Origin of the sequence: Mesobacillus boroniphilus JCM 21738, assembly GCF_000517385.1 — a bacterium.
Lineage (GTDB): Bacteria > Bacillota > Bacilli > Bacillales > Cytobacillaceae > Mesobacillus > Mesobacillus boroniphilus.
On record NZ_BAUW01000006.1, the window covers coordinates 1 to 21,924 of the forward strand.

The following is a 21,924-nucleotide window of genomic DNA, read 5'->3' on the forward strand; positions in this document are numbered from 1 at the left end:
TTTCTCAGTCAATTTACAAAGTTGTAATCAATCCTTAATATCAATCTATTACCATATAATTATTAACTTATATGAAAGTCGAGGGGATTTGGGATGTTAAAGGATCCTTGTAAGGATTACGGCTTCGTGATTCAGCTTATTAGAGAGGGAAGAGGAATGTCACAGGATGAATTGGCAATGAGGACAAGGACGACTCGCAGGTTCATTCAGGATACTGAATCAGGCAAGGTGTTCCCAAGTGATGGATTCATCGCTGCTTTAGCTTCTGCTCTTGAAGTATCATTCATCGAATTAAAGGAAAGAATCTGGTGTGATGAGCCAGAAAAATGCGTCAAATGGTAAAACTTGAATAAGGCAAATGCTCTGTCAGTAAATTCCCTACAAAAGATTAGGGGATTTACTGATATTTTTTTGCCCTAAATATCTGATGATAGGAGTGTAGTTAATGTATTTAATCGATAAGGAGGTCAAGGAAATGGATTTTCACGCATATTGGGATTATCGTGTCGCGCTTGATTTATTTCTTGGCGGTGTTGGTATCGGAGTTTTCCTGCTAGCAGCCTATTTCAGTCTTGTATTCAAGGAGAAATCATTAAAGGTCACGAGGCTAGGGTTTATTCTTGCGCCGGTATTAGTTGGATTGGGAGTGTTCGCGCTTCTTACTGAATTGGGTAAGCCATTCCGGATGCTGTCGACATTCATCAATGTCAACCCTACGTCCGTTACATCTTGGGGAGGTTTCCTTCAGACGATATTCATCATGCTGTCTTTCGTAATCTTTTTGGTGGTATGGAAGTATAAACAAAATGCCTATCAAATGGGACTTTTTAAAGGATTAGTAATTGCTGGTTCGGTGTTCGCACTGGCTGTAGGGATCTACCATGGACTTCTGCTTATGTCACTAGGAGTTCCAGGCTGGGCAAACGGCTTGATACCGGTCATGTTCCTGGTTTCCTCAATCCTGTCCGGAAGCAGCGTGCTGATGGTTGTTGAAGCAGTTTTCATGAGGTCGATCATTACGAGGAGCAAGGAAGCGTACTCAGAAACAGCTGTATCCTCAGATGCTCAGGTTTTCACATATTCGAAACTATTAGTCTCGCTAGTCGGGATTCAGGCATTGCTTATCCTGACATGGAGAATCAGCATTAACTCAGCTGGAACAGAAGCAATCATTGCCTATCAGAATTTGATCAGCCACTTCGGGGTGTATTGGTGGATCTTGGTTGTAACGATCGGACTGGTGATTCCGCTTGCGATTGCTGGCTATTCAACACTGAAAAAGATAAAAATGAACTTTTATACAGCAATGGCCTTTACTGCTATTGTCTTGATCGGAAGCTATGCCTTCAAGCATATCATCCTATATTCAGGCCAGATTCCGCTGGCTGGATTGTAATCGATTTGAAAAAGGAGGTCTTTCAAAATGGGAATTTCACGTAGAGGTTTTATAAAAGCAACTGCAGTAACCGGTGCTACTGTTGCTGGTTTGTCAGCGAATAAGCCGATGCTGACGGCATTTTCTGAAACAGACAAAAAAGGGCAAATAGCTGAAAGCGGGAAATGGATGGCATCGACCTGCCAGGGATGTACATCATGGTGTCCTGTCCAGGTGTATGTCGAAAACGGCAGGGCGATCAAGGTAAGAGGAAATCCTAACTCTAAAGGTAACCACGGCAAGATCTGTCCAAGACCGCATCTGGCCATCCAACAGCTATATGATCCAGATAGAGTTAAGGTTCCTATGAAGCGTACTAATCCCAAAAAAGGGCGCAATGAAGATCCTAAGTTTGTGCCAATCAGCTGGGAAGAGGCCATTGATGCAGTTACCGATAAGATGATGGAATTGCGCAAGAGCAATGAAACACATAAATTTGCGCTATTCAGAGGACGTTATACCGGCGCTGCAGATATTTTTTATAAAGCATTGCCGACCATTTTCGGGTCACCAAACAATATTTCACATAGCGCAATCTGTGCCGAAGCAGAGAAATTGGGACCATATATTACGGAAGCATATTGGGACTATCGTGATTATGATTTAGAGCATACAAGATATGTCCTCATGTGGAGCACGGATCCAGTATCATCAAACAGACAGGTACCACACGCCATCAGCATGTTCGGGAAAGTCCTGGATCAGGCAAAGGTCGCAGTCATTGACCCTCGTCTTTCCGCAACAGCTTCCAAGGCCGATGAGTGGCTGCCGGTCATTCCAGGCCAGGACGGAGCATTGGTTTCTGCCATTGCCCACGTAATTTTAAAAGAAGGAATCTGGAACCGTGAATTTGTCGGTGACTTCAAGGACGGCGAAAATCTATTCGCAAAAGGATCAGCAGTTGATGAAGCTGCTTTTGAAGAAAACAAAACGTACGGAATCGTTAAATGGTGGAATCTTGAACTGAAGGACCGCACGCCTGAGTGGGCTGCTGAAATTGCTGGTGTACCGGCAGAGCAGATTTACCGTGTTGCCAGGGACTTCGCTGAAGCTGCGCCAAGAGCAATTTCATGGCTTGCACCAGGTTCTGCGATGCAGATTCGCGGCGGCTATACTTCAATGGGTGCGCATGCGTTAAATGCCCTTGCAGGATCTATTGAGAATATCGGCGGTACGAACCGCGGTGAAAAAGTTCCATTACAAGATATACCGGAACTGGATGCATATCTTGACGAGATAGCCAAGAAGGGTAAAAAGAACGAAAAAATCGACCAGCGCGGCCGGATTCAGTTCCCTGCATTTGCAAAAGGAGAACTGCACAAAGGCGTAATCACGAACAATGTGGCCGACGGTATCCTGAATGAGGATCCTTACGACATCAAGATGGCAATTGGGTATTGGAATAACTTCGTCTTCTCTTGTACCGGAGCACAGCGATGGGAAAAGGCGATGGAAAAAATACCGTTCTATGTACACATCACGGTAAACCCGGCGGAAATGACCCAGTATGCAGACATTGTTTTACCTGCCTGCCACCAGCTTTTCGAAAGATGGGGAGTTATAAAGAGCAAGCAAAATATGAATGCTTACGGTTCCATTCAACAGCCTGTTGTCGAACCACTTTGGGATTGCAAGGTCGATGAAACAGAAATTGGCTGGCTAATAGCAGAAAGCCTTGCGAAAAAAGGTTTCTCCAATTTATACGACTACTACCGAAATGAATTTGCCGATCCGGAAACAGGTAAGAAGGCAACGAATGAAAAAGAGTTCAATTTAGTTGCTACGAAGTTTTATCGAAAAAACTCTGGCACCCATCTGAAGAGAAGAAGGGCGACCAAATCAGCAGCTGGCAGGAATTTGTCGACGTGGGCGTCTGGAACGCGAAGCGGACACCTTATAAGAAGCATTGGGAAGAGGGCTTTGAAACGGCATCAACGAAATTCGAATTTTACAGTGAAACATTGAAAGCCCTGTTAGATGAGCATGCAAAAGGCCATAACACAAGCATCGACAAAGTCATGGAAGCGATGAAGTATGAGGCAAGAGGCGATCTTGCTTTCGTTCCACACTATGAAGAGCCGATTCGTTATGGTGACGAAAAAGAATTCCCGCTTATCTTCACGGAACATCGTTCACGACTTAACCGTGAAGGCCGCTCCGCCAATACAACCTGGTACCAGGAATTCAAGGATGCAGATCCAGGGGATGAAAAATGGGATGACGTAATCAAGGTCAATCCGATAGATTGCAAGAAATATGGAGTCAAGTCAGGTGACAGGGTCAAGGTGACGTCAGTACAGGGCTCCATTGAAGTCACAGTAAAAGAGTGGGAAGGAACACGGCCAGGAGTTGCGGTCAAGTGCTACGGCCAGGGCCACTGGGCGTATGGAAGAATCGCAACGATGGATTACCAGAAGAAAATCGCCCGCGGAGGCAATAATAACGAAATCCTTCCGAGTGATTATGAACATTTAAGCGGTTCAACTGCCCGTCATGGCGGCCTGGCCCGAATTAAGATCGAGAAAATATAATCTGCTGGAGGTGTGAAAAATGACTAAATACGGAATGGTAATAGATTTGCATAAATGCGTAGGCTGTGCTGGATGTTCGATCGCCTGCAAGAATGAGAATAACGTCGATACTGGAATGTTTTGGGCTCATTACTTCCATGAAACGAAGGGAAGCTTTCCAAACGTAAACTATAAATATGTCCCGACTCTCTGCAATCACTGTGAAGATGCAGCTTGTGTAAGGGTTTGTCCGACACAGGCGATGTACAAGGATGAAAACGGACTGACACTCCATGATCCGGATAAATGCATTGGCTGTAAAAGCTGTATGCATGCTTGTCCATACGGAGTTATCAATTTCAACAAAAACAAACCGCATCGCCGCTGGGAAGAAACGGCAGCTGCCATCAAGGGCGGCACAGCGACCAGTAAAGAACTTCAGGAAAAAACAGGTCAGCAGCTGCCTTACTACAATGCTGACCGTGCCTTTACTTATGAAGGCATCAGAAGCAAGGGAATCGTTGAGAAATGTACTTTCTGTGACCATAGAATCAAAGATAATTTGAAACCATACTGTGTTGAATCCTGCCCGGCTGATGCACGTACATTCGGAGACTTGGACGATCCGAACAGCGATATCAACAAGGTGCTGGCTCAGTATAGCAGCCAAGTATTGAAACCGGAAAAGGGTACAAAGCCAAGAGTATTTTATGTAAGAGGATAAAAGCAAGGGAGTGGTTTAAATGGTCACGATGCAGACTGATTCTTTGATTTCAAAGCGGGCAGAGATATACCGATTGCTGTCGTTGTTGTATAAAGAACCTGGCGAAGATTTAAGTCTTTTCGTTCATCTTCTCAAAGAGACAATAAAGGAAACGGATGATGAAGAACTTTTGGGAATAAGTGATGAAATGAACGGCATATTCGCGGATGAGAATCAGAGTCTTACAGATTACGAAATTGAATACGCCAGACTGTTTGTTGGACCATTTAAACTCCTGGCGGCTCCTTACTCATCTATCTATTTAGAGGATAAGTGGGAGGTCATGGGGAGGTCCACCCAAACAATTGAATCGTTTTACCAGCGCGGCGGACTTTGTGTCCAGGCGATGCATTCAAAACCAGCAGATCATATCAGCATCCAGTTTGAGTTCATGTATTACCTGAATTTCAAACTGATTGAGACAGGGGATCTGGAGTATCTCGAACTGCAAAAAGAGTTCTTGTATCGGATCCTGACCCATTGGATCCCGAAATTCAATGCCGCTATCCAGGAACATGCTGAACTGGCAATCTATAAACATCTCGGCAATCTCACCGAAAGGTTTATCAAGCTGGATTATTCTTCGCTTTAAAAAGTGGATTGGAGGGACAGGGCAATGTTATTAGTGGACCATCTTATGACAAAATGGCTTGAAGCAAAGCGCCTGAAGGTTGACCCGCAGCGCTGTGTGCGCACAAGGAACCGCTTCTCGGCTTGCAGCAAATGCACTGATGCTTGTCCTGTCTCTGCTATTTCTCTAGAGAATGGGCTTAGCGTGATGGAGGATGCATGCTCAGAATGCATGAAATGCACGTCGGTCTGTCCATCCGAAGCCCTATATGATGAGAAATATCTTTCCTATTTCACCGAAATGCCCAGCAGGGAAGTTATCTCTTTTTCTTGCGATCATGATCGAAGCAATGAATCACATATCAGGCTTGCGTGTTTGGCACAGCTCGATACAGCCTTGCTGATGCACGCATTCCAAAACAGCAGCCACGTGAACGTGCAGTTCCGCGAAGAAAGATGCAGGCAGTGCAGCAAATATGATGCTAGCCTTATGACTTCAATAAAGAAAACGATTCATAATTTTAACAGCATGCGCAGTCAAGAAGTCGAGGTTACTTTTAACGACAAAAGCCAAAGCGATAAAATGGAAAGAAGCTATACCCGCAGGGACCTGATCACTTTTTCTCGAAAAAAATGACGAATAAGGTTGTTTCGCCGCTGATTCCCGAAGAGGAAGAAGTAGAAAATCTGAGGATTTCCTTTAAAAAAAGGCCCCAAGGCCACGGTCTATCATCGGATTCTGGATAAAAGTAAGAACGATTTGAGTTCCTATCAAACTTCTGATAACCTGCAGACCATGCAGCTGGCGTTCACTGAAACGTGCAATGGCTGTGGAGCATGTTCCCGGGTTTGTGGAACAGGTGCTTTGAAATTCACTGATGATGACGAAACCGTCAAGGCTGTTTTCGAGCCGATACTCTGCAATGGATGTGGGTCATGTATCGATCTTTGCAGGAGAAATGGATTGGAAAGAGTCGACGATGATATAGATCTAAAACAATTCCTTGCGAATCAGGAGCAGAGCATATTTTATCGGAAATATAAGGCTGCAGCCAATGTGGTGAGCAGCATCTGAGTTCCTCAGGGTACTGTGAGGAATGTGAAGGAAACATGACTGTATAAAGGATGTGAGTAAAATGCTTTCGAATATCGGTATCCCCGGATTGATCATCATCCTGGTTCTGGCGCTGATGATTTTGGACCAAAAATTGCCGGAAATCGGCAGGGCCGTCGGCAACACGTTAAAGGAATTCAAGAAAGCGACGAAAGAACTGGCAGCAGATGAAATAGAAGAAGTGAAAAAAGAAGCTAAAACCGATCATGCATAAACTTCGGCAGCGCATAATTTGGGGCTGTTTTTTTTGTCTATTTTGTGTTGTTTTCATACGAAGCCTCCTTTTACAAGGTAGCCACGATATAATTTATACGAACGTATCCAACACCATTGATGGAGGTTAAAAACATGGTAATCAGAGCTTATATGATTCCTATTTTATTTATATTGGTGATCAGCGGCTGCCAGCAGGGAGTACAGCAATCAAATATCACCCTTTACACTGATAAAGCGGAAGCTTCTCCATCCAAAGAAATCGATCCCCACCAGGAAAAAATCACTGTTGCGCTTGCTTCTGTCATCTCTCCTAAAGCTTCCCTATCAAAATATGATTATTTGCTAGAGTACATCGAATCCCAAATCGGCAAGAAGGTTGAGATTGTCCAGCGGCAGACATATAAGGAAGTAGATAGCATGCTGAGGACAGGGGAAGTGGATTTCGCCTTCATTTGTTCTCTTTCTTATGTCATCGGTCTGGAAAAAGGATATATTGCGGATGTAGCAGCGCCGGTTGTGAACGGGAGACCTTTTTATCAGTCCTACACAATCGTCAATCAGAACAGTACGTATGAGACCCTGGAAGATTTGAAAGGGGAAAAATTCGCTTATACTGATCCATATTCTTACACAGGCAGACTGAGTATGCTAAGCCAATTGAATAAGGAAGGGGAAACTTCAGAAGGTTTCTTTGGTGAAACCTATTTTACTTATAGCCATGACTACTCGGTAAAAGCGGTTGAATTGGGGATTGTCGATGGGGCAACCGTGGATGGTGCCATGTTTGACCAGATGCTGGCAACAGAACCTGAATTGAGTGCGCACATCAGGGTCATCGGAACGGGAGATGAAGCAGGCACGCCGCCGGTTGTGGCCTCAAAAAAAGTCGACTCGAAGAAAGTTGAAGCCTTTTCTGAGATATTATTCAATCTGGAAAATCACCCTGAGGGCAGGCAACTGTTGAAGGAATTGGGTGTCGATCGGTATGTCCCAATCAATCAGCAGGACTATCAAGTAATCAGACAGGATTTATATCTGTTGGGTGAAGACCTATGAAAAAGCTTAAGCAAAGGTTAATCGATTTTTTATCGAGTGTTTCGATTGAGCTTAAAATCTATGGAATGGTCTTGATCGTTGTCCTGATGGTGACAGTCATCAGTCTGATTGTCGTACGGATTTCAATATCCAATACATTGACAATGCAAATTGAAGACAGGGCCAAATCAATCAGCAGCGATATCGCCTCAAGAAGTGTGGACCCTCTCCTGACCCATAATATTTTCGCGCTGCAAAGCCTTATTAATGACACAATGAACAGTTATGAGGATATTGAATATATCTTTGTCTTGAATAAAGACGGTGAAGTGGTTGTGCACTCCAATGAAAAAGGCAATATCAGCCTGGATTTACTTGAAGCGAATCAGGTGAAAACGGATAGCGATATACTGGAGACAAATGCAAAGAAGCTTTATACAGACAAGGGAGTGGTTTTTGATTCCGCATCGCCGATATTTCCGGATTTAGGAGGGACGGTGCGGGCGGGATTGACTGAGCAGTCCCTTAATGAGGCACTGATGAAGGTAACGAACCAGATGATTTTCACGATGATCGGAGTCATGCTTTTATCAGGGGTCATTGTCTTCGGCTTGACGAGGATTCTGACGATCCCGATTTCAAACCTTGTCCAGCTGGCGAATAAGGTTTATTCGGGAAATCTTACTGAGAGAATACGCACCTATCCAAAAGATGAGATCGGGAAATTGACAGCTTCATTCAATAAAATGCTCGACTTTCTTCAAAAATCAGAAGAAGACAAAGAAATATATATCAATAAAATAAATAATCGAAACAAAGAGCTCACTCTATTGAATAGTTTGTCACAGAACTTTAAGGATCACGTCCAGTTGGAAGCAACACTCCAGTCTTTTGTAAAGCAATTGGTCCAGGAACTTGACCTGAAAAGTGCGTTCATCGAAATTGACTGTAAGGAAACGAAAGAGCGGTACTTTAGTCATACCTCTTCATGTGCGATTCATTGCACCCATTTCAGCCCAGACCTTTACACATGCTCAAGGTCGGAGAAGGAGGTATATGCCTTCCAGCTGAAAACAGGGAAAGGAAATGATATCGGGAAAATCATTATCTGCAGTACCTCACAGCTTGACGAACCATTTCTTAAAATCCTTGCTTCGCTGGCAACCCAGCTTTCTGTAGCAATTGAGAACCTGGAGCTATGGAAAGAGGTCAAGAAAAAAGAAGAAGTTCGCATGATGTTGCTAGAAAAAATCATTCATGTGCAAGAAGATGAGCGAAAGAGAATCGCAAGGGAACTTCATGATGAAACAAGTCATTCACTTTCATCGATGCTTGTGGAATTGAAGTTGCTTGAAGAAGGCGATGCTCAGCATAAACAAAGAACAATTCAAAAGCTCAGGTCACTGGTGCGGCAAACGATTGAAGAAGTCCATCATATGGCGTGGCAGCTCAGGCCTAGCATTCTTGATAAATTTGGGCTGAAGGTAGCGATTGAACGGTATGTCGAGGAATTCAGGAAGACAACGAATATCGATGCCGACCTGGTGATTAACGGTACCTTTAAATCCTTGAATCCGGGACTGGAAACTGCGATATTCAGGCTTGTACAGGAATCGCTCACAAATATCACCAAATACGCAAAAGCAGATAATGTCAGCATTATTGTCCTTTCATCTGGCCAGCAGGTTTCGGTGGTCATTGAAGACGATGGTGTTGGTTTTGATACCCAGTCTGTGCTGGGAAATGATCCTTCCAAAGAACACCTTGGCCTGCTTGGAATGCATGAAAGAATTGCGCTCTTGAATGGGACGCTTCATATTGAATCTGCAATTGGCGAGGGAACGACAGTTTTAGCAAAAGTTCCTCTCTTAACGGATAGGAGTGAAGTCAATGTCAGCTAAATTATTCATAGTCGATGACCATCCTGTGTTTCGCGCAGGCTTGAAAACGATCCTGATGAGTGAAAGTGACTTCGAGATTATCGGAGAGGCTCAGTCCGGCGAAGAAGCTTTTCGAAAACTGAATGATATGGAGCCTGATATCATCGTTATGGATATCAGCATGCCGGGTAAGGACGGGATTGAAACAACGAAAGAAATCCGGAAATCAAACAGTAAAGTTAAGATTCTGCTGCTGACGATGTTTTCTGATGAAGCCTATCTGAAGGAAGGGCTGGCAGCCGGGGCGCAGGGCTATGTTTTAAAAAGAGCGGTCGATACAGAACTGATCAACGCGATCAGAATCGTGTTAAATGGAGAGCATTATATTTATCCAACCCTGATTCCTTATCTCTACAAGCAGGCAGATGAGAAGGTTGAAACGTCAGAAACGGATAAACCTCACCTAAGCCAGCGTGAGACAGAGGTATTGAAATTAATTGCCCTGGGCTATACGCAGAGGGAAATCAGTGAGGAATTGTTCGTATCCATCAAAACGGTGGAAACCTATAAAACAAGGATCATGGAGAAGATTGGGGCAACGAAAAGATCCGGCCTTGTTAAATATGCGATTAAGCACAACCTGATTTCTTATGATTGAGACAATACCCTTGCCGGCAGTGAAAAAAAACGCTGCCGGCTTTTACATGTCATAAAGTGTTCAAAAACAAAACTACAAAACTAGAAAAATAGTTATAAGATAAAAGTGGGAGGTGCATTTAATGACTTGCAGAACAGGATGGGAAATAAAATCGTCAGAGGCAATGCAAGGAATCATTTCCAAGGCAGATGAAGAATTTCCGCTTTTCAGTGCAGGAGAAGCGCTCGAAATCACAGCAGCATTTTTCAAGGCGCTTGGAGATGAGACGCGACTTAAAATCATGGTTTTGTTATGGGTTGAGGATTTATGCATGTGTGAAATTGTCGATGGACTGTCGGGAGCATCCTCAACAATCAGCCACCATTTGAAGATCATGGAAAAAGGGAAGCTCATCAAATCAAGAAGAGAAGGTAAGTTCACTGTCTACAGTCTGGATAAAGAAAAGCTGGCACCTCTGATTCCGTATATAAAGAAGGCGATCTAAATGTTTAATGAACTGGCCAATTGGTTGGTCGTCGATGTCATGAACATGGAGCTGTCCTCAAGACTTGGCGGGGCACTGCATTTTTTCATTTATGACACGACGAAAATCTTGTTTTTGCTCGCGGTGATGATTTTCGCGATTTCATTCATCAGGAGCTTTTTCCCGCCTGAAAAAGTAAAGGAATGGCTGGAAGGCAGAAGGAAGGGAGCAGCCAGTGTGATGGCTGCTTTTCTGGGAGTGCTATCGCCGTTCTGCTCCTGTTCGACGGTACCTTTATTTATCGGCTTTGTCGAAGCAGGAATCCCTTTAGGCATCACATTTACGTTCCTGATTTCATCGCCGATCGTAAATGAAATCTCGCTGGTCATGCTGTTTTCAATTTTCGGCTGGAAAGTAGCATTGATCTATGTCCTTGCAGGTATGACTCTGGCAATTGTTGCGGGTGCCATCATTGGCAAGCTGAAAATGGAAAAGCAAGTGGAGTCATATGTTTATGAAATCGCGGCTGGCGAGGAAAGGATTCATATGCCTGAGGCGATAACAAAACATTTGCCGAAAAAATCAAAGCAGTGTTCACTCGGGAGGAGCTTAAGGAAAGAACCACTTTCGCTGCCCGGAATGTAGTTGAAACAGTACAGAAGATTTGGCTCTATCTCTTGATCGGGATTGGCATTGGGGCGTTCATCCATGGATATGCCCCGCAGGATTTGCTCGTCAAATATGCCGGAGAAGGCAATTTCTTCGCGGTTCCGATTGCGACGATTTTAGGGGTGCCGCTTTATTCTAATGCTGTCGGTTCTCTGCCTATTGTCGAAGCACTATTAAACAAAGGTGTAGGAGCAGGTACAGCGCTGGCCTTCATGATGGCCATCACCGCCCTGTCCCTGCCGGAAATGATTTTGCTCAGGAAGATTATCAAACCAAAGCTGATTGCTGTATTCGTCGGCGTTGTCGCCACAGGAATCATCCTGATTGGCTATGGTTTTAACGCAATTCTATAATTATGAGGAGGAAATAATGATGAATATTAAAATACTAGGTACAGGCTGCAAAAAATGCCAGGAGCTTGAAAAAAACACTCGCATTGCGGTTGAAGAACTACAGCTAGAGGCACAGGTAGAAAAAGTTGAAGACATCAAGGAAATCATGAAATACAAAGTAATGAGTACGCCGGCGCTTGTCATCGATGAAAAGGTTGTTTCCACAGGCAAGCTGCTCACAGTCAATGAATTGAAGAGTGCATTGGCTTAAAATCCTTAATTGAGTTGGGATTTCTACAAGATAATTCAGGTTCTATATGCCCGAAACAAGGTGGAATCACCACAAAAGGTCACATATTAAAAATCAACATTAGCGCTCCGGGGAACCCCGGGGCGCATTGTATTGGATGGACGATAAATAATAACCAAAACAATTGCTCAAAATAAGGCAGATAAAGCAGCTTTACAATTTCTTAATAATTTTTACATAGTATCACTCTTGAACATATAAGCAAATTATTATATGATGATAACGTAATTGGAGGTGGAGAGTAATTGATTAAGCATAGTATTGAAATGGATCAGGCTGCTGCGATTTTAAAGCTGCTTGGCGATAAGACGCGTTTGACGATGATGAGGATTCTCGCTGATCACGATTGCTGTGTTTGTGAGTTTGTAGCAATGTTCGATGCCAGCCAGCCGGCGATCAGCCAGCATATCCGCAAGCTGAAGGACGCAGGTTTGGTAAAAGAGAGCAGGAGGGGGCAGTGGGTATTTTATTCGCTGAACCGGCAGTACGAGCATTTTGAATTTGTTCAATTGCTCATGGATGCACTTCCAAACCAGGAAGAAAAATTAACAGAACTTGAAAAGCAAGGAAAACGGATTTCTTGTGATTAACGGAGGTGTGTGGATTTGTCATTACCGATTATAGCTTCATTGATTTTCCTCGTGACGCTGACATTGGTCATCTGGCAGCCGAAAGGCCTGGGGATCGGATGGTCAGCTGTGGGGGGAGCCATTCTGGCATTGATCTTCGGTGTTGTTGATTTTCAGGACGTAATCGATGTAACCGGAATTGTCTGGAATGCAACACTCGCATTTATCGCAATCATTATCATTTCACTTATTTTAGATGAGATTGGGTTCTTTGAATGGTCCGCCCTGCACATGGCGAGGGCTGCCAAGGGGAACGGCGTCAAGATGTTCGTGTACGTGTCACTGCTTGGTGCGGCTGTTGCTGCGCTGTTTGCGAATGACGGTGCTGCATTGATTTTGACACCAATCGTTCTGGCGATGGTGCGCAACCTGAAATTTGAAGAAAAAATGGTGTTTCCTTTTATCATTGCGAGTGGATTCATTGCCGATACGACTTCATTGCCACTGGTTGTCAGCAACCTGGTGAATATCGTATCTGCTGACTTCTTTGATATTGGATTCGTCGAATATGCATCCCGCATGATCGTGCCGAACTTCTTCTCATTGGGTGCAAGTATTTTGGTCTTGTATTTATTTTTCAGAAAGAGCATTCCGAAAAATTACGAGATGTCCGATTTGAAAAAGCCTGTTGAAGCGATAAAGGATGAAAAGATGTTCCGCTTATCATGGATTGTACTGGGAGTGCTGCTTGTCGGGTACTTTGCAAGTGAATTCCTGGGAATCCCGGTATCGTTCATTGCTGGAGTCGTCGCGATCTTCTTCTTGTTGATGGCAAGAAAGAGCCCGGCTGTCCAAACGGCCACCGTTGTCAAAGGTGCGCATGGGCGATTGTTTTCTTCTCGATTGGCATGTATGTCGTTGTATACGGCCTGCGTAACGCAGGCTTGACGAACATATTGTCCGATGTCATCCAGGCTGCGGCTGACCAGGGCTTGTTTGTCGCAACGATCGGCATGGGCTTCATCGCCGCGATTCTTTCTTCCGTCATGAACAATATGCCAACAGTCATGATTGACGCCCTGGCAATTGCAGATACTAACACAACAGGAGTTGTCCGCGAAGCACTGATTTATGCCAATGTCATCGGTTCCGACCTCGGACCGAAAATTACCCCGATCGGTTCACTGGCAACATTGCTGTGGCTGCACGTCCTTTCCCAGAAAGGCGTCAAGATTTCATGGGGCACTTATTTTAAAACAGGAATCATTTTAACCATTCCCACTCTATTCATCACTTTGGTAGGTCTATATATTTGGTTACTCATTATCTAATAACAAGGGAGCGAATCTACTATGTCTAAAAAAACTATCTACTTCTTATGTACTGGAAACTCTTGCAGAAGCCAAATGGCTGAAGGATGGGCAAAAAAATATCTTGGTGACGAGTGGGAAGTGAAGAGTGCGGGTCTTGAAGCGCACGGCTTGAATCCTAACGCTGTAAAAGCAATGAAGGAAGTGGACATCGATATCACGAACCAGACTTCCGATGTGATTGACCCGCAAATCCTGAACAACGCAGACCTGGTTGTAACTCTCTGTGGCCATGCTGATGAGCACTGCCCAATGACACCTCCACATGTAAGACGTGAGCACTGGGGATTTGACGATCCTGCCAAGGCAGAAGGAACAGAAGAAGAAAAGTGGGCCGTATTCCAGCGCGTCCGCGACCAAATCAGCGATCGCATCAAGACATTTGCTGAGACTGGAAAATAAACAAGAACCAACAGCCAAGGGGAAACTCTTGGCTGTTGCTCAAAGGGAGGAGAATAGCTATGAAGACAATTAAAATCTTTGACCCGGCATTATGCTGTCCTACAGGAGTCTGCGGACCTAATGTAGATCCGGAATTAACCAGGGTAGCCTCCGCGATTTTTATCCTGGAGAAAAAAGGCTTTCCTATCAGCCGCTATAATCTTGCCAATGACCCAGCCGCATTTGTTGAACATAAAGAAGTGAATCAGGTATTGCATGAAAAAGGACCGGAGGCACTGCCGCTTGTATTGGTAGACGGAAAGGTCGAAAAAGCAGGCAGCTACCCTTCCAATGAAGAATTTGCAAGCTGGCTTGGCGTGGAAGTCAAAGAACTGACGCCTGATAAACCGCGCAATACGTTGCTTTAAGGAAGGAGAATAGCCATGTTCCAAACTTTCCATCCGAAATTTGTAGTCAACACGCCTTATCTCTTTTTTACCGGAAAAGGCGGAGTGGGAAAGACATCCACTGCCTGTGCCACAGCGGTTGCGCTGGCGGATACAGGTAAGAAGGTATTGATTGTGAGTACAGATCCGGCATCAAACCTGCAGGATGTATTTGATATCGAAATCGGCAATGATCCAGTCGAAGTTCCTTCTGTTGCGAATCTTTCAGCCTGCAATATCGATCCAGAGGAATCCGCAAGGCAATATCGGGAAAAAGTGATTTCTCCTTATCGAAGTGCATTGCCGGAAAGTGTGGTCGCGACGATGGAAGAACAGCTTTCCGGTGCTTGTACGGTGGAAATTGCTGCTTTCGATGAGTTCTCCAATTTGCTTACCGACCAGGATTTGATCAGCCAGTATGACCATATCCTGTTCGATACGGCTCCGACAGGCCATACTCTCAGGCTCCTGCAGCTTCCGACCGCGTGGAGCAGCTTTTTAGAGGAAAGCACTCACGGAGCATCCTGCCTCGGACCGTTGTCAGGCCTTGGAGAAAAGAAGCAGCTGTACACTTCCACAGTAAAAGCGTTGTCTGACCCAAATATGACAACACTTCTTCTTGTTACACGGCCGGAACCTTCTTCTATGCTTGAAGCAGAAAGAGCTTCATCTGAACTGAAGGAAATCGGCATGGAAAATCAGGTAGTCATCATCAATGGGCTTCTGCAGAATCACGTAGAAGAAGATCCTATTTCAAAAGCATTCTATGATCGACAGCGGAAAGCGCTTCTTGATTTGCCGCAAAAGCTGAAGCAGGTTGGGATGTTCTCAATACCTTTTGTTCCTTTTTCATTGACCGGGGTAGACAATCTTCGCAAGATGTTCAAGCCTGCGACGTATTCGGCTGAGAGAAGCGAAGTGGAATTGTCTGAAGCGAAATTGCATTCATTGCAGGAACTCGTTGATGATTTTGCAGAAAAGGATATGAGGATCATTTTTACGATGGGGAAGGGCGGAGTCGGCAAGACGACGATGGCATCCGCCATTGCTGTTGGACTGGCTGAAAAGGGCTTGAAGGTCCATTTGACGACAACCGACCCAGCCGCTCATCTTGATTATACATTCCAGCAGAAGGATGCCCACAATAACCTGAGCATCAGCTCCCTGGATCCGAAAAAGGAAGTTCAGGCATACAAAGAAACAGTCCTGTCTCAAAATAAGGACCAGTTAGACGAGGATGCCCTTGCATACCTTGAAGAAGATCTAAATTCACCTTGTACAGAAGAAATTGCCGTATTCCAGGCATTTGCCGATATCGTGGAGAAGTCGAAGGATGAGATTGTCGTCATCGATACAGCACCAACCGGACATACATTATTGTTGCTGAACTCTGCTGAGTCCTATCATAAAGAAATTTCCCGCTCGACGGTACGGTCTCTGAAAGTGTCCAGAACTTATTGCCGAAATTGCGCAATCCTGAGGAAACAAGCGTGGTCATTGTTACCCTGCCAGAAGCCACGCCTGTTCTTGAAGCGACGCGGTTACGCGATGATTTAAAACGGGCGTCGATTGAGCCGGTATGGTGGGTGATCAATCAAAGCCTGTATGCGCAGCAAACCACTGATCCGATTCTCCAGAGTCGAGCCGATGCTGAAAAAGTCTGGATCAAGAGAGTCAGTGAAGAGATCGCCGGGAAGACAAGTATTGTTCCATGGCAGCCTGAAGAAAAAATTGGGTACGATAAAATGAAGGACTTGATCAATCATTGAAAGGTGGATTCATAGATGAGTGAATACCAGGAATTAATCCCAAAACGAATTTACATTGGCGGAGCAGACGCCATACCTGAATTGCTGAAGAAGGAAAAAATTGATGTTGTGTATGATTTACGTGCAGAAAACGCAGAAGAACATTATGATTATAATCGGAAGCACCAGCCAATCGTCGACAATGCTGAGAACCAGGATGAGTCTGTGAAGCAAGCCATTGACGAGGTAATCGACGCATATGAATCCGGAAAAAATGTTTATTTCCACTGCTCTGGCGGAAAAAACAGAACAGGCACCGTCGCGATAGGAACATTGCTGAAGCTTGGAGAAGCCAACAGCATCGAGGAAGCGGAAGCAAAGGCAAAGGGAATCCGCAGCGTCATCAATGTGAATCCCGAAATGAAAGCAGCGCTCGGAAGATTATTCCCAGGCGCTTAGGATAGGAGGAAATTTTCATGAAAATCACCGATCAAGCTCGTGACAGCCTAAAGCAGATGCTGCAGGAGCAAAATGCAACCGGCATCCGTGTGTTTTTTGCCGGCATCAGTTGAGGCAGCCCAAAATTAGGCCTGGCTCTGGATGAGCCGGAATCAGATGATGAAGTTATTGAATCAAATGGAATCAGAGTAGCAATCGACCCATCAATCGAAAACGAAGCAAAGGAATCAACGCTCGATTTTGATCAGCAGGCGAACGGGTTCGTTTTATCTGGGAATGAGAGAGATTGCTGTTAAAGGAAAGAGCCGGTGTATGAACTCATGCACCGGCTTTTTTTTACATAAAATATTTGACCCTGTAGTGCACTACATAGTTTAAGATGTTTCTATAAGGGGGCCGAAATGTACAAGGTAAGCGAATTTTCCAAAATGACAGGACTCAGCAAGGAGACGCTCAGGTATTATGCGGAGATCAAGCTGCTCGATCCTGTATTCATCGACCTGAATAATAAGTACCGCTATTATGACAACGGATCCTATTTGGTTGCGCTGTTATTGGTGCACCTGAGACGATTCAATTTTACCATCCAGGAAATGCTGACCGTGGTGAATGATGAATCATTTGAAAATCTGGAACAAATATTATTGAAAAAGAGACAGGGACTCGTCAATCAGGTGCAGGAGCTGAATGAACTGATTGAAGAAATGGATGATTTCTTCGAATTTGGGATGGAGGGTGCAGAAGATGATTAAGTGGCACGAAGAGCGGAACATTCCGGTCAATATCGAGACAATCTGGACATTATTTCAGCTGGAAAACATCCAGAGGATCATGCCGAATGTGGTAGAGAACAAGGTAATAGAAAAGAAAGAAGGAGTCGTCGGCTCGAAATACGAACAGAAATACAAAGAAGGCAAGCGAATCGAAACCTATATCGTTGAAGACCTCGAGTACGAAAATACTCCTGATAAAAAACACAACAAAATCGGTTTCACGCTAGCCAAAGCATTTCAGGTTGAAGCGGCGTTCACGCTGGTTAAGGTTGGTGAGGAGGAAACCAGATTCATTTATCAAGGTCAGAATACTGGGCTGAACTTTCTGGGCAAGACCTTGCTGAAATTGGGTGGAGAGAAGAACAACAAAAAAGTCGTCACCGATTTTATGGATAGAGTGGAAGAGGAAGCTTTGGTAGAAGCGAAGAAATGATTAGAAGGCTGCCAATAATAAGAAGGCAGCCTTACTTTTATGTAATATGTTTGAATTCCACAGGTGACGATAGATTGATTAAAGTCGATGGATGTCCGTATGCCATTGATTCATCGATGAAATCCTCTAGGTTTTCTACCGAATCTGCGAGGATTTTTACTAGATAGCTATATTGCCCAGCCAAACGATGGCATTCGACGACCATTGGATGCTGAATGCAGAATTCGCGGAACTCCTTGCAGCGCTTTGAATCGAACAGGATAAAAGCCATCACTTGCTTGTTCACTTTTTTGGGATTGAGAATCGCGCGATATCCAAGAATCGTTCCATTTTCCTCGAGATGTTTTACTCGCTCCTTTACCGCAGGGACGGATCACCCCACTCGCCTGCCTAGTTCAGTCATTGAAATCCTGCCGTCTTCCCGAAGATGGTGAAGGATATTTTTATCCACCTGGTCCATACTGACACCCCGTTCGTAATTTTAAAGGATGAAAATTCCTCGTCGTTCCTTATCTCCTCATTCTTACGATTGTTAACTTTATATCCAGAAGACAGCCGATTAAAAAAACGATATTAGTTTTTAAGGAAAGTAGTCTGAAATGCAGTAAATTTTAAGGAGATTGATTTGAAATAACGAAGAAACTTTATGTAAATTATATCCTTTTATCATTAAAATTACCTTATAAATGATAAGGGGTTGAAGGATATGAAGTTAACAAAAAATGATCCGCTGATTGTGATTGATGTACAGAAGGCTTTTTTTAACCCGGCCTGGGGGAACAGGAACAATCTCAATGCGGAAGAAAACATTGATAAACTGATCCGGCATTGGCGGGAAATGGGGCGGCCGATTATTTTCGTGCGGCATATCTCTGAAAATAAGAGTTCCTTCTTTTTTAGTGAAAAGAAAGAAGACATTGGGTTCATGAACTTTATCCAGCCGCTGAAGGAGGATATCGTAATTACTAAATCTGTGAACAGTGCTTTCATCGGGACTGATTTGCATCAAATTCTCGTGGATATGAATAGTGAGCATATTGTCATTACGGGATTGACAACGAACCACTGTGTTGAAACGACTACCCGCATGGCTGGCAATTACGGTTTAATCCAATCCTCATTACCGATGCGACAGCAACATTTGACCGGAAAGGGATTAATGGAGAAGTCTACGAAGCAGAATTGATCCATGCAATGACGATGGCGAACCTGAACGGGGAGTTTGCGGTAATTATGGATACCGAATCTCTTTTAAACGAGGGTATTCTTGTAAAATGAAGAAGTTCTTCGTTATGATTTAGCGGAAATTCGTTAAGATCGACCAGATTTTAAATTTTATTGGAGAAAAATTAAATATATCGACCACATTTCTCGATAATTCGACGACATTTCAGATTAATTCGTACACATTTTGATTTAATTCGACCACTTTCCGATTTATTTCGACCAAGTCGTTCATTCCGCCAATTTTAAAAGCCCGGGCAACGCCGCCCGGGCTTCATCATATTCACCACAAATTCGGTTTCACTACCATGAACCAGAGCATCGACATCAATAAGATGATGTAGGTCCAGATGGTGCGCTTTAGTTTTGCGGAGAGTTCTATTTTATTTGCGCCTTCTTCGGCAAATTTCCTGAGTGTCGGAGAGAATGCCCTTGCCAGGAAAAAGAGCGAGGCGAACAGCAAGGCTAAGGTCGCGATGATCCACGGTGTTTGCCAAGTCCATGGCCCGAGGATGACGAGCAGCACTCCTGTTCCAATCAGCACATGGCCGGCGTGCTTTGACAGCCGGACAGCTGATTTTAATGTGGCCAGATATGCTCCAGTTCTTTCCCCGCTGCATCAGGCAGTTTTTTTACAATTGGCATTAAAATGAAGAATGGTCCAATCGACATAATCACGCTCGCAACGTGAAGAAAAATAATCGCTCGATATGCCAGATTCATTTTTTATTCTGCTACAGGGCTGAATTCGTGCACCCAAACGCGCATTTGCGGAAGCCATGGCATTCCCGGGTGGTAAGACAGGATTGACTGCTTGTACTCCTCGACATTTTCAAAACCCTCGCGCTGAGCATCTGCATCTGTCAATTCTCCAAGAGATTGGGAATAAACATTGTCCACGACGAATTTCTTGCCTTTTAACTCCATGACTTCGCCCACGTCGGCATAACGGCCGTTACGGCGAGTCGCTGTTTTCTTGCCATCTAACACTTTATTGATGTCGTCTTCCATTGTGATCAGACGCTCGATCTCACACGTTTTTGGCGGTAAAGCATTGTTCTGTTCTGTCATTTAAAAAACTCCCTTCCTTTAGTTCCTTTAAAAATAAGATAAGTATAAAAATCACTTCGAGAAATGTCCAGCTCCAGCGCCTGGTCCCTCGAGACGCTTCGGTCCGCCCACCGAAGTCAAAGAACGACTTCACCGGTCGGCCCTCCAGCGCTTGTCGGGGCTGACCAAGGCGCTTTCGCTTTTCTTAATATAATGTATCATACTTTGAAAAAGGAAAGCCAAGGCATTCAACGTGAAAATAGTATTTTTAAAACTTTTTTACAAAACTTTTCATATAGAGTGTAACATTTTACATAGTTCATCGTTTTAGTAATGAGATTTTAAAAATGAGGAGCAGCAGTATGAATGACGGCAGAAGGAATGAACTCGACAATTTATATAGAAAGTAGGCGAAGCCCCTTTGTTATTTTCTGCTGAAGCTTTCAAGTTCGCATCAGCTGGCGGAGGATTAGGTGCAGGAAAATTTTGTACGCGCGACGATTTCACATTCTTTTTACCAGAATGAAGATGTGAGGGCCTGGCTTTTCAAGGTGGCCCGCAATGCGTATCTGGATGGTCGAAATGTTCAGTTACCAGGAAATAGAGGAAGCGCTCGAGCTGTCGGAAAATCAGGTGAAGGTGACACTTCACCGTGCGCGAAAAAAGCTGTCTGGACGAAACTGGATAAGGTCCACGAGGGCACGGTTGCTGAGCTTTCCTTTTCAACGAAAGGTATATGACACCCGAGGAAATGCTGGAATTTTTGAAGCCGTATGATCTTGATGTTTTATGGATGCCACTGTATCCCGGGGAGTTGAAGGAGTATGAAGAAAGCTGGTGGTCAGTACTCATTCCATGTCTGTCGGATCTTTTGGGTTCACCGGCGGCGTGATGCGCATGAAGGCTACACTTCAAAAAGCAAGTATCTGCTTGTCGAAAATCTAACTGATGAAAATAAAAAACTGATGCTGAAGCAAATGAAAAACCTGCTCGAAAATGAGTCAACCAGCTACCGCGAGAATTTCCTCGGACTCTCCCATCTTGAGGAGCGATACAATTATCTGATGAAAGAAGGATTCCAGATCTATGGGGCGGTCGTGACTGGCCCGGTGAAGGAATTGCGGAAGCTGAAAGAAAACGAGCAAATCCAGGGTGCCAACCTTGGGGACATGTCTTACTGGAACTGGTCTGAAGAGTAGAGCACCTCAGAATAAAATTTTATGAAGAAGCAAGGGCTTTACCAGGACTTTTGCTTCTTCTTTTGCATTTAGAAATATACTAAAATAGAGTTTTCTAGTAAAATGGAAGTAGAGGGTGGACAGCTGTATTTTTACAGTGGATATCCAATTTTAGGGGGATTTACCTCAGTTTCAAAATAGTTGCTTTCGAGAAATAATCAAGATAGATAGAGCGATAGTTTGCGCATTAAGGATGGGTAGAGGAATGATTCATGCCTAACTTGAGGCGGGGCGCCGGGAGATGATAAAGATGTTCCATAACTTTGATACGATTGATG

24 protein-coding genes and 6 pseudogenes are annotated in these 21,924 nt (G+C 44.2%); 26 read left to right on the top strand and 4 right to left on the bottom strand.

Translation table 11 applies throughout. From position 1 onward, the window contains the following. Positions 1 to 93 precede the first annotated feature (93 nt). The 23 genes and pseudogenes from JCM21738_RS03120 to JCM21738_RS03220 all read left to right on the top strand — a co-directional run bounded on the left by JCM21738_RS03120 (position 94) and on the right by JCM21738_RS03220 (position 18,134). The gene (locus JCM21738_RS03120; RefSeq protein ID WP_023625871.1) at positions 94 to 342 is read left to right on the top strand and encodes a helix-turn-helix domain-containing protein; all 249 of its coding nucleotides are present in this window, start codon (positions 94 to 96) and stop codon (positions 340 to 342) included. Between the two features lie 133 nt (positions 343 to 475). Continuing rightward, positions 476 to 1,396: an NrfD/PsrC family molybdoenzyme membrane anchor subunit gene (gene nrfD, locus JCM21738_RS03125; protein ID WP_031308067.1), complete on the top strand. Its 921-nt coding sequence runs from the start codon at positions 476 to 478 to the stop codon at positions 1,394 to 1,396. A gap of 27 nt (positions 1,397 to 1,423) precedes the next feature. Further along, positions 1,424 to 3,400, top strand: coding sequence for a molybdopterin-dependent oxidoreductase (locus tag JCM21738_RS03130; RefSeq protein WP_243462869.1), 1,977 nt, complete (start codon positions 1,424 to 1,426; stop codon positions 3,398 to 3,400). Next, on the top strand, positions 3,301 to 3,966 hold the full coding sequence (locus JCM21738_RS25215; RefSeq protein WP_243462870.1) for a molybdopterin dinucleotide binding domain-containing protein: 666 nt from the start codon (positions 3,301 to 3,303) through the stop codon (positions 3,964 to 3,966). Before JCM21738_RS03130 ends, JCM21738_RS25215 begins: the two co-directional genes overlap by 100 nt. A gap of 19 nt (positions 3,967 to 3,985) precedes the next feature. Next, positions 3,986 to 4,669 (top strand): 4Fe-4S dicluster domain-containing protein, encoded by a 684-nt coding sequence (locus JCM21738_RS03135; protein WP_023625868.1) that lies wholly within the window; start codon positions 3,986 to 3,988, stop codon positions 4,667 to 4,669. 19 nt (positions 4,670 to 4,688) lie between these two features. Further along, complete coding sequence (locus JCM21738_RS22165) at positions 4,689 to 5,300, top strand: TorD/DmsD family molecular chaperone (RefSeq protein WP_023625867.1); 612 nt, start codon at positions 4,689 to 4,691, stop codon at positions 5,298 to 5,300. A 24-nt stretch (positions 5,301 to 5,324) separates the two neighbouring features. Beyond that, a complete protein-coding gene (locus JCM21738_RS03145) occupies positions 5,325 to 5,915 on the top strand; it encodes a 4Fe-4S dicluster domain-containing protein (RefSeq protein WP_035208875.1) in 591 nt (196 codons plus the stop codon). Positions 5,916 to 6,038: 123 nt separating this feature from the next. Beyond that, the gene (locus JCM21738_RS22970) at positions 6,039 to 6,353 is read left to right on the top strand and encodes an ATP-binding protein (protein WP_081742029.1); all 315 of its coding nucleotides are present in this window, start codon (positions 6,039 to 6,041) and stop codon (positions 6,351 to 6,353) included. A gap of 61 nt (positions 6,354 to 6,414) precedes the next feature. After that, on the top strand, positions 6,415 to 6,606 hold the full coding sequence (locus JCM21738_RS03150; RefSeq protein ID WP_035208877.1) for a twin-arginine translocase TatA/TatE family subunit: 192 nt from the start codon (positions 6,415 to 6,417) through the stop codon (positions 6,604 to 6,606). A 134-nt stretch (positions 6,607 to 6,740) separates the two neighbouring features. Continuing rightward, a complete protein-coding gene (locus JCM21738_RS03155) occupies positions 6,741 to 7,664 on the top strand; it encodes a substrate-binding domain-containing protein (protein ID WP_023625863.1) in 924 nt (307 codons plus the stop codon). Further along, positions 7,661 to 9,544: a histidine kinase gene (locus tag JCM21738_RS22170; RefSeq protein WP_023625862.1), complete on the top strand. Its 1,884-nt coding sequence runs from the start codon at positions 7,661 to 7,663 to the stop codon at positions 9,542 to 9,544. Before JCM21738_RS03155 ends, JCM21738_RS22170 begins: the two co-directional genes overlap by 4 nt. After that, positions 9,534 to 10,181: a response regulator transcription factor gene (locus JCM21738_RS03165; protein WP_023625861.1), complete on the top strand. Its 648-nt coding sequence runs from the start codon at positions 9,534 to 9,536 to the stop codon at positions 10,179 to 10,181. Before JCM21738_RS22170 ends, JCM21738_RS03165 begins: the two co-directional genes overlap by 11 nt. A 121-nt stretch (positions 10,182 to 10,302) precedes the next feature. Next, positions 10,303 to 10,665, top strand: coding sequence for an ArsR/SmtB family transcription factor (locus tag JCM21738_RS03170; protein ID WP_023625860.1), 363 nt, complete (start codon positions 10,303 to 10,305; stop codon positions 10,663 to 10,665). Next, positions 10,666 to 11,666 (top strand): annotated as a pseudogene (locus JCM21738_RS27635) (permease). A gap of 19 nt (positions 11,667 to 11,685) precedes the next feature. Then, positions 11,686 to 11,916 (top strand): thioredoxin family protein, encoded by a 231-nt coding sequence (locus JCM21738_RS03180; RefSeq protein WP_023625858.1) that lies wholly within the window; start codon positions 11,686 to 11,688, stop codon positions 11,914 to 11,916. 284 nt (positions 11,917 to 12,200) lie between these two features. Further along, entirely contained in the window at positions 12,201 to 12,545 is a 345-nt protein-coding gene (locus tag JCM21738_RS03185; RefSeq protein WP_023625857.1) for an ArsR/SmtB family transcription factor, read from the top strand. 15 nt (positions 12,546 to 12,560) lie between these two features. Further along, positions 12,561 to 13,855, top strand: a pseudogene (locus JCM21738_RS03190) (arsenic transporter). A 21-nt stretch (positions 13,856 to 13,876) separates the two neighbouring features. Then, a complete protein-coding gene (gene arsC, locus JCM21738_RS03195) occupies positions 13,877 to 14,296 on the top strand; it encodes an arsenate reductase (thioredoxin) (protein ID WP_031308062.1) in 420 nt (139 codons plus the stop codon). Positions 14,297 to 14,355: 59 nt separating this feature from the next. After that, positions 14,356 to 14,703 carry an arsenite efflux transporter metallochaperone ArsD gene (gene arsD / locus JCM21738_RS03200; protein WP_023625854.1) on the top strand — a complete coding sequence of 116 codons (348 nt, stop codon included), beginning with the start codon at positions 14,356 to 14,358 and terminating at the stop codon, positions 14,701 to 14,703. Positions 14,704 to 14,718: 15 nt separating this feature from the next. Further along, positions 14,719 to 16,490, top strand: a pseudogene (gene arsA / locus JCM21738_RS03205) (arsenical pump-driving ATPase). Between the two features lie 15 nt (positions 16,491 to 16,505). Then, on the top strand, positions 16,506 to 16,928 hold the full coding sequence (locus JCM21738_RS03210) for a protein-tyrosine phosphatase family protein (protein WP_023625852.1): 423 nt from the start codon (positions 16,506 to 16,508) through the stop codon (positions 16,926 to 16,928). Between the two features lie 401 nt (positions 16,929 to 17,329). Next, entirely contained in the window at positions 17,330 to 17,680 is a 351-nt protein-coding gene (locus JCM21738_RS03215) for a MerR family transcriptional regulator (protein WP_023625850.1), read from the top strand. After that, positions 17,673 to 18,134 (top strand): hypothetical protein, encoded by a 462-nt coding sequence (locus tag JCM21738_RS03220; protein ID WP_023625849.1) that lies wholly within the window; start codon positions 17,673 to 17,675, stop codon positions 18,132 to 18,134. Before JCM21738_RS03215 ends, JCM21738_RS03220 begins: the two co-directional genes overlap by 8 nt. Positions 18,135 to 18,171: 37 nt before the next feature. Here JCM21738_RS03220 and JCM21738_RS03225 read toward each other — a convergent pair. Beyond that, positions 18,172 to 18,594, bottom strand: a pseudogene (locus tag JCM21738_RS03225) (Lrp/AsnC family transcriptional regulator). A 246-nt stretch (positions 18,595 to 18,840) separates the two neighbouring features. Here JCM21738_RS03225 and JCM21738_RS03230 point away from each other — a divergent pair. Beyond that, positions 18,841 to 19,412, top strand: a pseudogene (locus JCM21738_RS03230) (cysteine hydrolase family protein). A gap of 229 nt (positions 19,413 to 19,641) precedes the next feature. On the opposite strand, the pseudogene JCM21738_RS22975 reads toward JCM21738_RS03230, so the two are convergent. The 3 genes and pseudogenes from JCM21738_RS22975 to JCM21738_RS24135 all read right to left on the bottom strand — a co-directional run bounded on the left by JCM21738_RS22975 (position 19,642) and on the right by JCM21738_RS24135 (position 20,562). Then, positions 19,642 to 20,081, bottom strand: a pseudogene (locus tag JCM21738_RS22975) (hypothetical protein). Between the two features lie 3 nt (positions 20,082 to 20,084). After that, positions 20,085 to 20,429, bottom strand: a complete 345-nt coding sequence (locus JCM21738_RS03240; protein ID WP_023625845.1) for an ASCH domain-containing protein — start codon at positions 20,427 to 20,429, stop codon at positions 20,085 to 20,087. Continuing rightward, positions 20,389 to 20,562, bottom strand: coding sequence for a hypothetical protein (locus JCM21738_RS24135; protein ID WP_156315498.1), 174 nt, complete (start codon positions 20,560 to 20,562; stop codon positions 20,389 to 20,391). Before JCM21738_RS24135 ends, JCM21738_RS03240 begins: the two co-directional genes overlap by 41 nt. A gap of 428 nt (positions 20,563 to 20,990) precedes the next feature. On the opposite strand from JCM21738_RS24135, the gene JCM21738_RS25220 reads away from it, so the two are divergent. Together JCM21738_RS25220 and JCM21738_RS03250 are read left to right on the top strand one after the other, a co-directional pair. Continuing rightward, positions 20,991 to 21,185: a sigma factor-like helix-turn-helix DNA-binding protein gene (locus tag JCM21738_RS25220; protein WP_232215909.1), complete on the top strand. Its 195-nt coding sequence runs from the start codon at positions 20,991 to 20,993 to the stop codon at positions 21,183 to 21,185. Positions 21,186 to 21,232: 47 nt separating this feature from the next. Beyond that, positions 21,233 to 21,607: an anti sigma factor C-terminal domain-containing protein gene (locus tag JCM21738_RS03250; RefSeq protein ID WP_052019551.1), complete on the top strand. Its 375-nt coding sequence runs from the start codon at positions 21,233 to 21,235 to the stop codon at positions 21,605 to 21,607. Positions 21,608 to 21,924 lie beyond the last annotated feature (317 nt).

Excerpts from the sequence above, each read along its gene's own strand:
- JCM21738_RS03120 (WP_023625871.1), top strand. The coding sequence starts at position 94 with ATGTTAAAGGATCCTTGTAAGGATTACGGCTTCGTGATTCAGCTTATT.
- nrfD (WP_031308067.1), top strand. The coding sequence starts at position 476 with ATGGATTTTCACGCATATTGGGATTATCGTGTCGCGCTTGATTTATTT.
- JCM21738_RS03130 (WP_243462869.1), top strand. The coding sequence starts at position 1,424 with ATGGGAATTTCACGTAGAGGTTTTATAAAAGCAACTGCAGTAACCGGT.
- JCM21738_RS03135 (WP_023625868.1), top strand. The coding sequence starts at position 3,986 with ATGACTAAATACGGAATGGTAATAGATTTGCATAAATGCGTAGGCTGT.
- JCM21738_RS22165 (WP_023625867.1), top strand. The coding sequence starts at position 4,689 with ATGGTCACGATGCAGACTGATTCTTTGATTTCAAAGCGGGCAGAGATA.
- JCM21738_RS03145 (WP_035208875.1), top strand. The coding sequence starts at position 5,325 with ATGTTATTAGTGGACCATCTTATGACAAAATGGCTTGAAGCAAAGCGC.
- JCM21738_RS03150 (WP_035208877.1), top strand. The coding sequence starts at position 6,415 with ATGCTTTCGAATATCGGTATCCCCGGATTGATCATCATCCTGGTTCTG.
- JCM21738_RS03155 (WP_023625863.1), top strand. The coding sequence starts at position 6,741 with ATGGTAATCAGAGCTTATATGATTCCTATTTTATTTATATTGGTGATC.
- JCM21738_RS22170 (WP_023625862.1), top strand. The coding sequence starts at position 7,661 with ATGAAAAAGCTTAAGCAAAGGTTAATCGATTTTTTATCGAGTGTTTCG.
- JCM21738_RS03165 (WP_023625861.1), top strand. The coding sequence starts at position 9,534 with ATGTCAGCTAAATTATTCATAGTCGATGACCATCCTGTGTTTCGCGCA.
- JCM21738_RS03170 (WP_023625860.1), top strand. The coding sequence starts at position 10,303 with ATGACTTGCAGAACAGGATGGGAAATAAAATCGTCAGAGGCAATGCAA.
- JCM21738_RS03180 (WP_023625858.1), top strand. The coding sequence starts at position 11,686 with ATGAATATTAAAATACTAGGTACAGGCTGCAAAAAATGCCAGGAGCTT.
- arsC (WP_031308062.1), top strand. The coding sequence starts at position 13,877 with ATGTCTAAAAAAACTATCTACTTCTTATGTACTGGAAACTCTTGCAGA.
- arsD (WP_023625854.1), top strand. The coding sequence starts at position 14,356 with ATGAAGACAATTAAAATCTTTGACCCGGCATTATGCTGTCCTACAGGA.
- JCM21738_RS03210 (WP_023625852.1), top strand. The coding sequence starts at position 16,506 with ATGAGTGAATACCAGGAATTAATCCCAAAACGAATTTACATTGGCGGA.
- JCM21738_RS03215 (WP_023625850.1), top strand. The coding sequence starts at position 17,330 with ATGTACAAGGTAAGCGAATTTTCCAAAATGACAGGACTCAGCAAGGAG.
- JCM21738_RS03220 (WP_023625849.1), top strand. The coding sequence starts at position 17,673 with ATGATTAAGTGGCACGAAGAGCGGAACATTCCGGTCAATATCGAGACA.
- JCM21738_RS03240 (WP_023625845.1), bottom strand. The coding sequence starts at position 20,429 with ATGACAGAACAGAACAATGCTTTACCGCCAAAAACGTGTGAGATCGAG.
- JCM21738_RS25220 (WP_232215909.1), top strand. The coding sequence starts at position 20,991 with ATGTTCAGTTACCAGGAAATAGAGGAAGCGCTCGAGCTGTCGGAAAAT.
- JCM21738_RS03250 (WP_052019551.1), top strand. The coding sequence starts at position 21,233 with ATGAAGAAAGCTGGTGGTCAGTACTCATTCCATGTCTGTCGGATCTTT.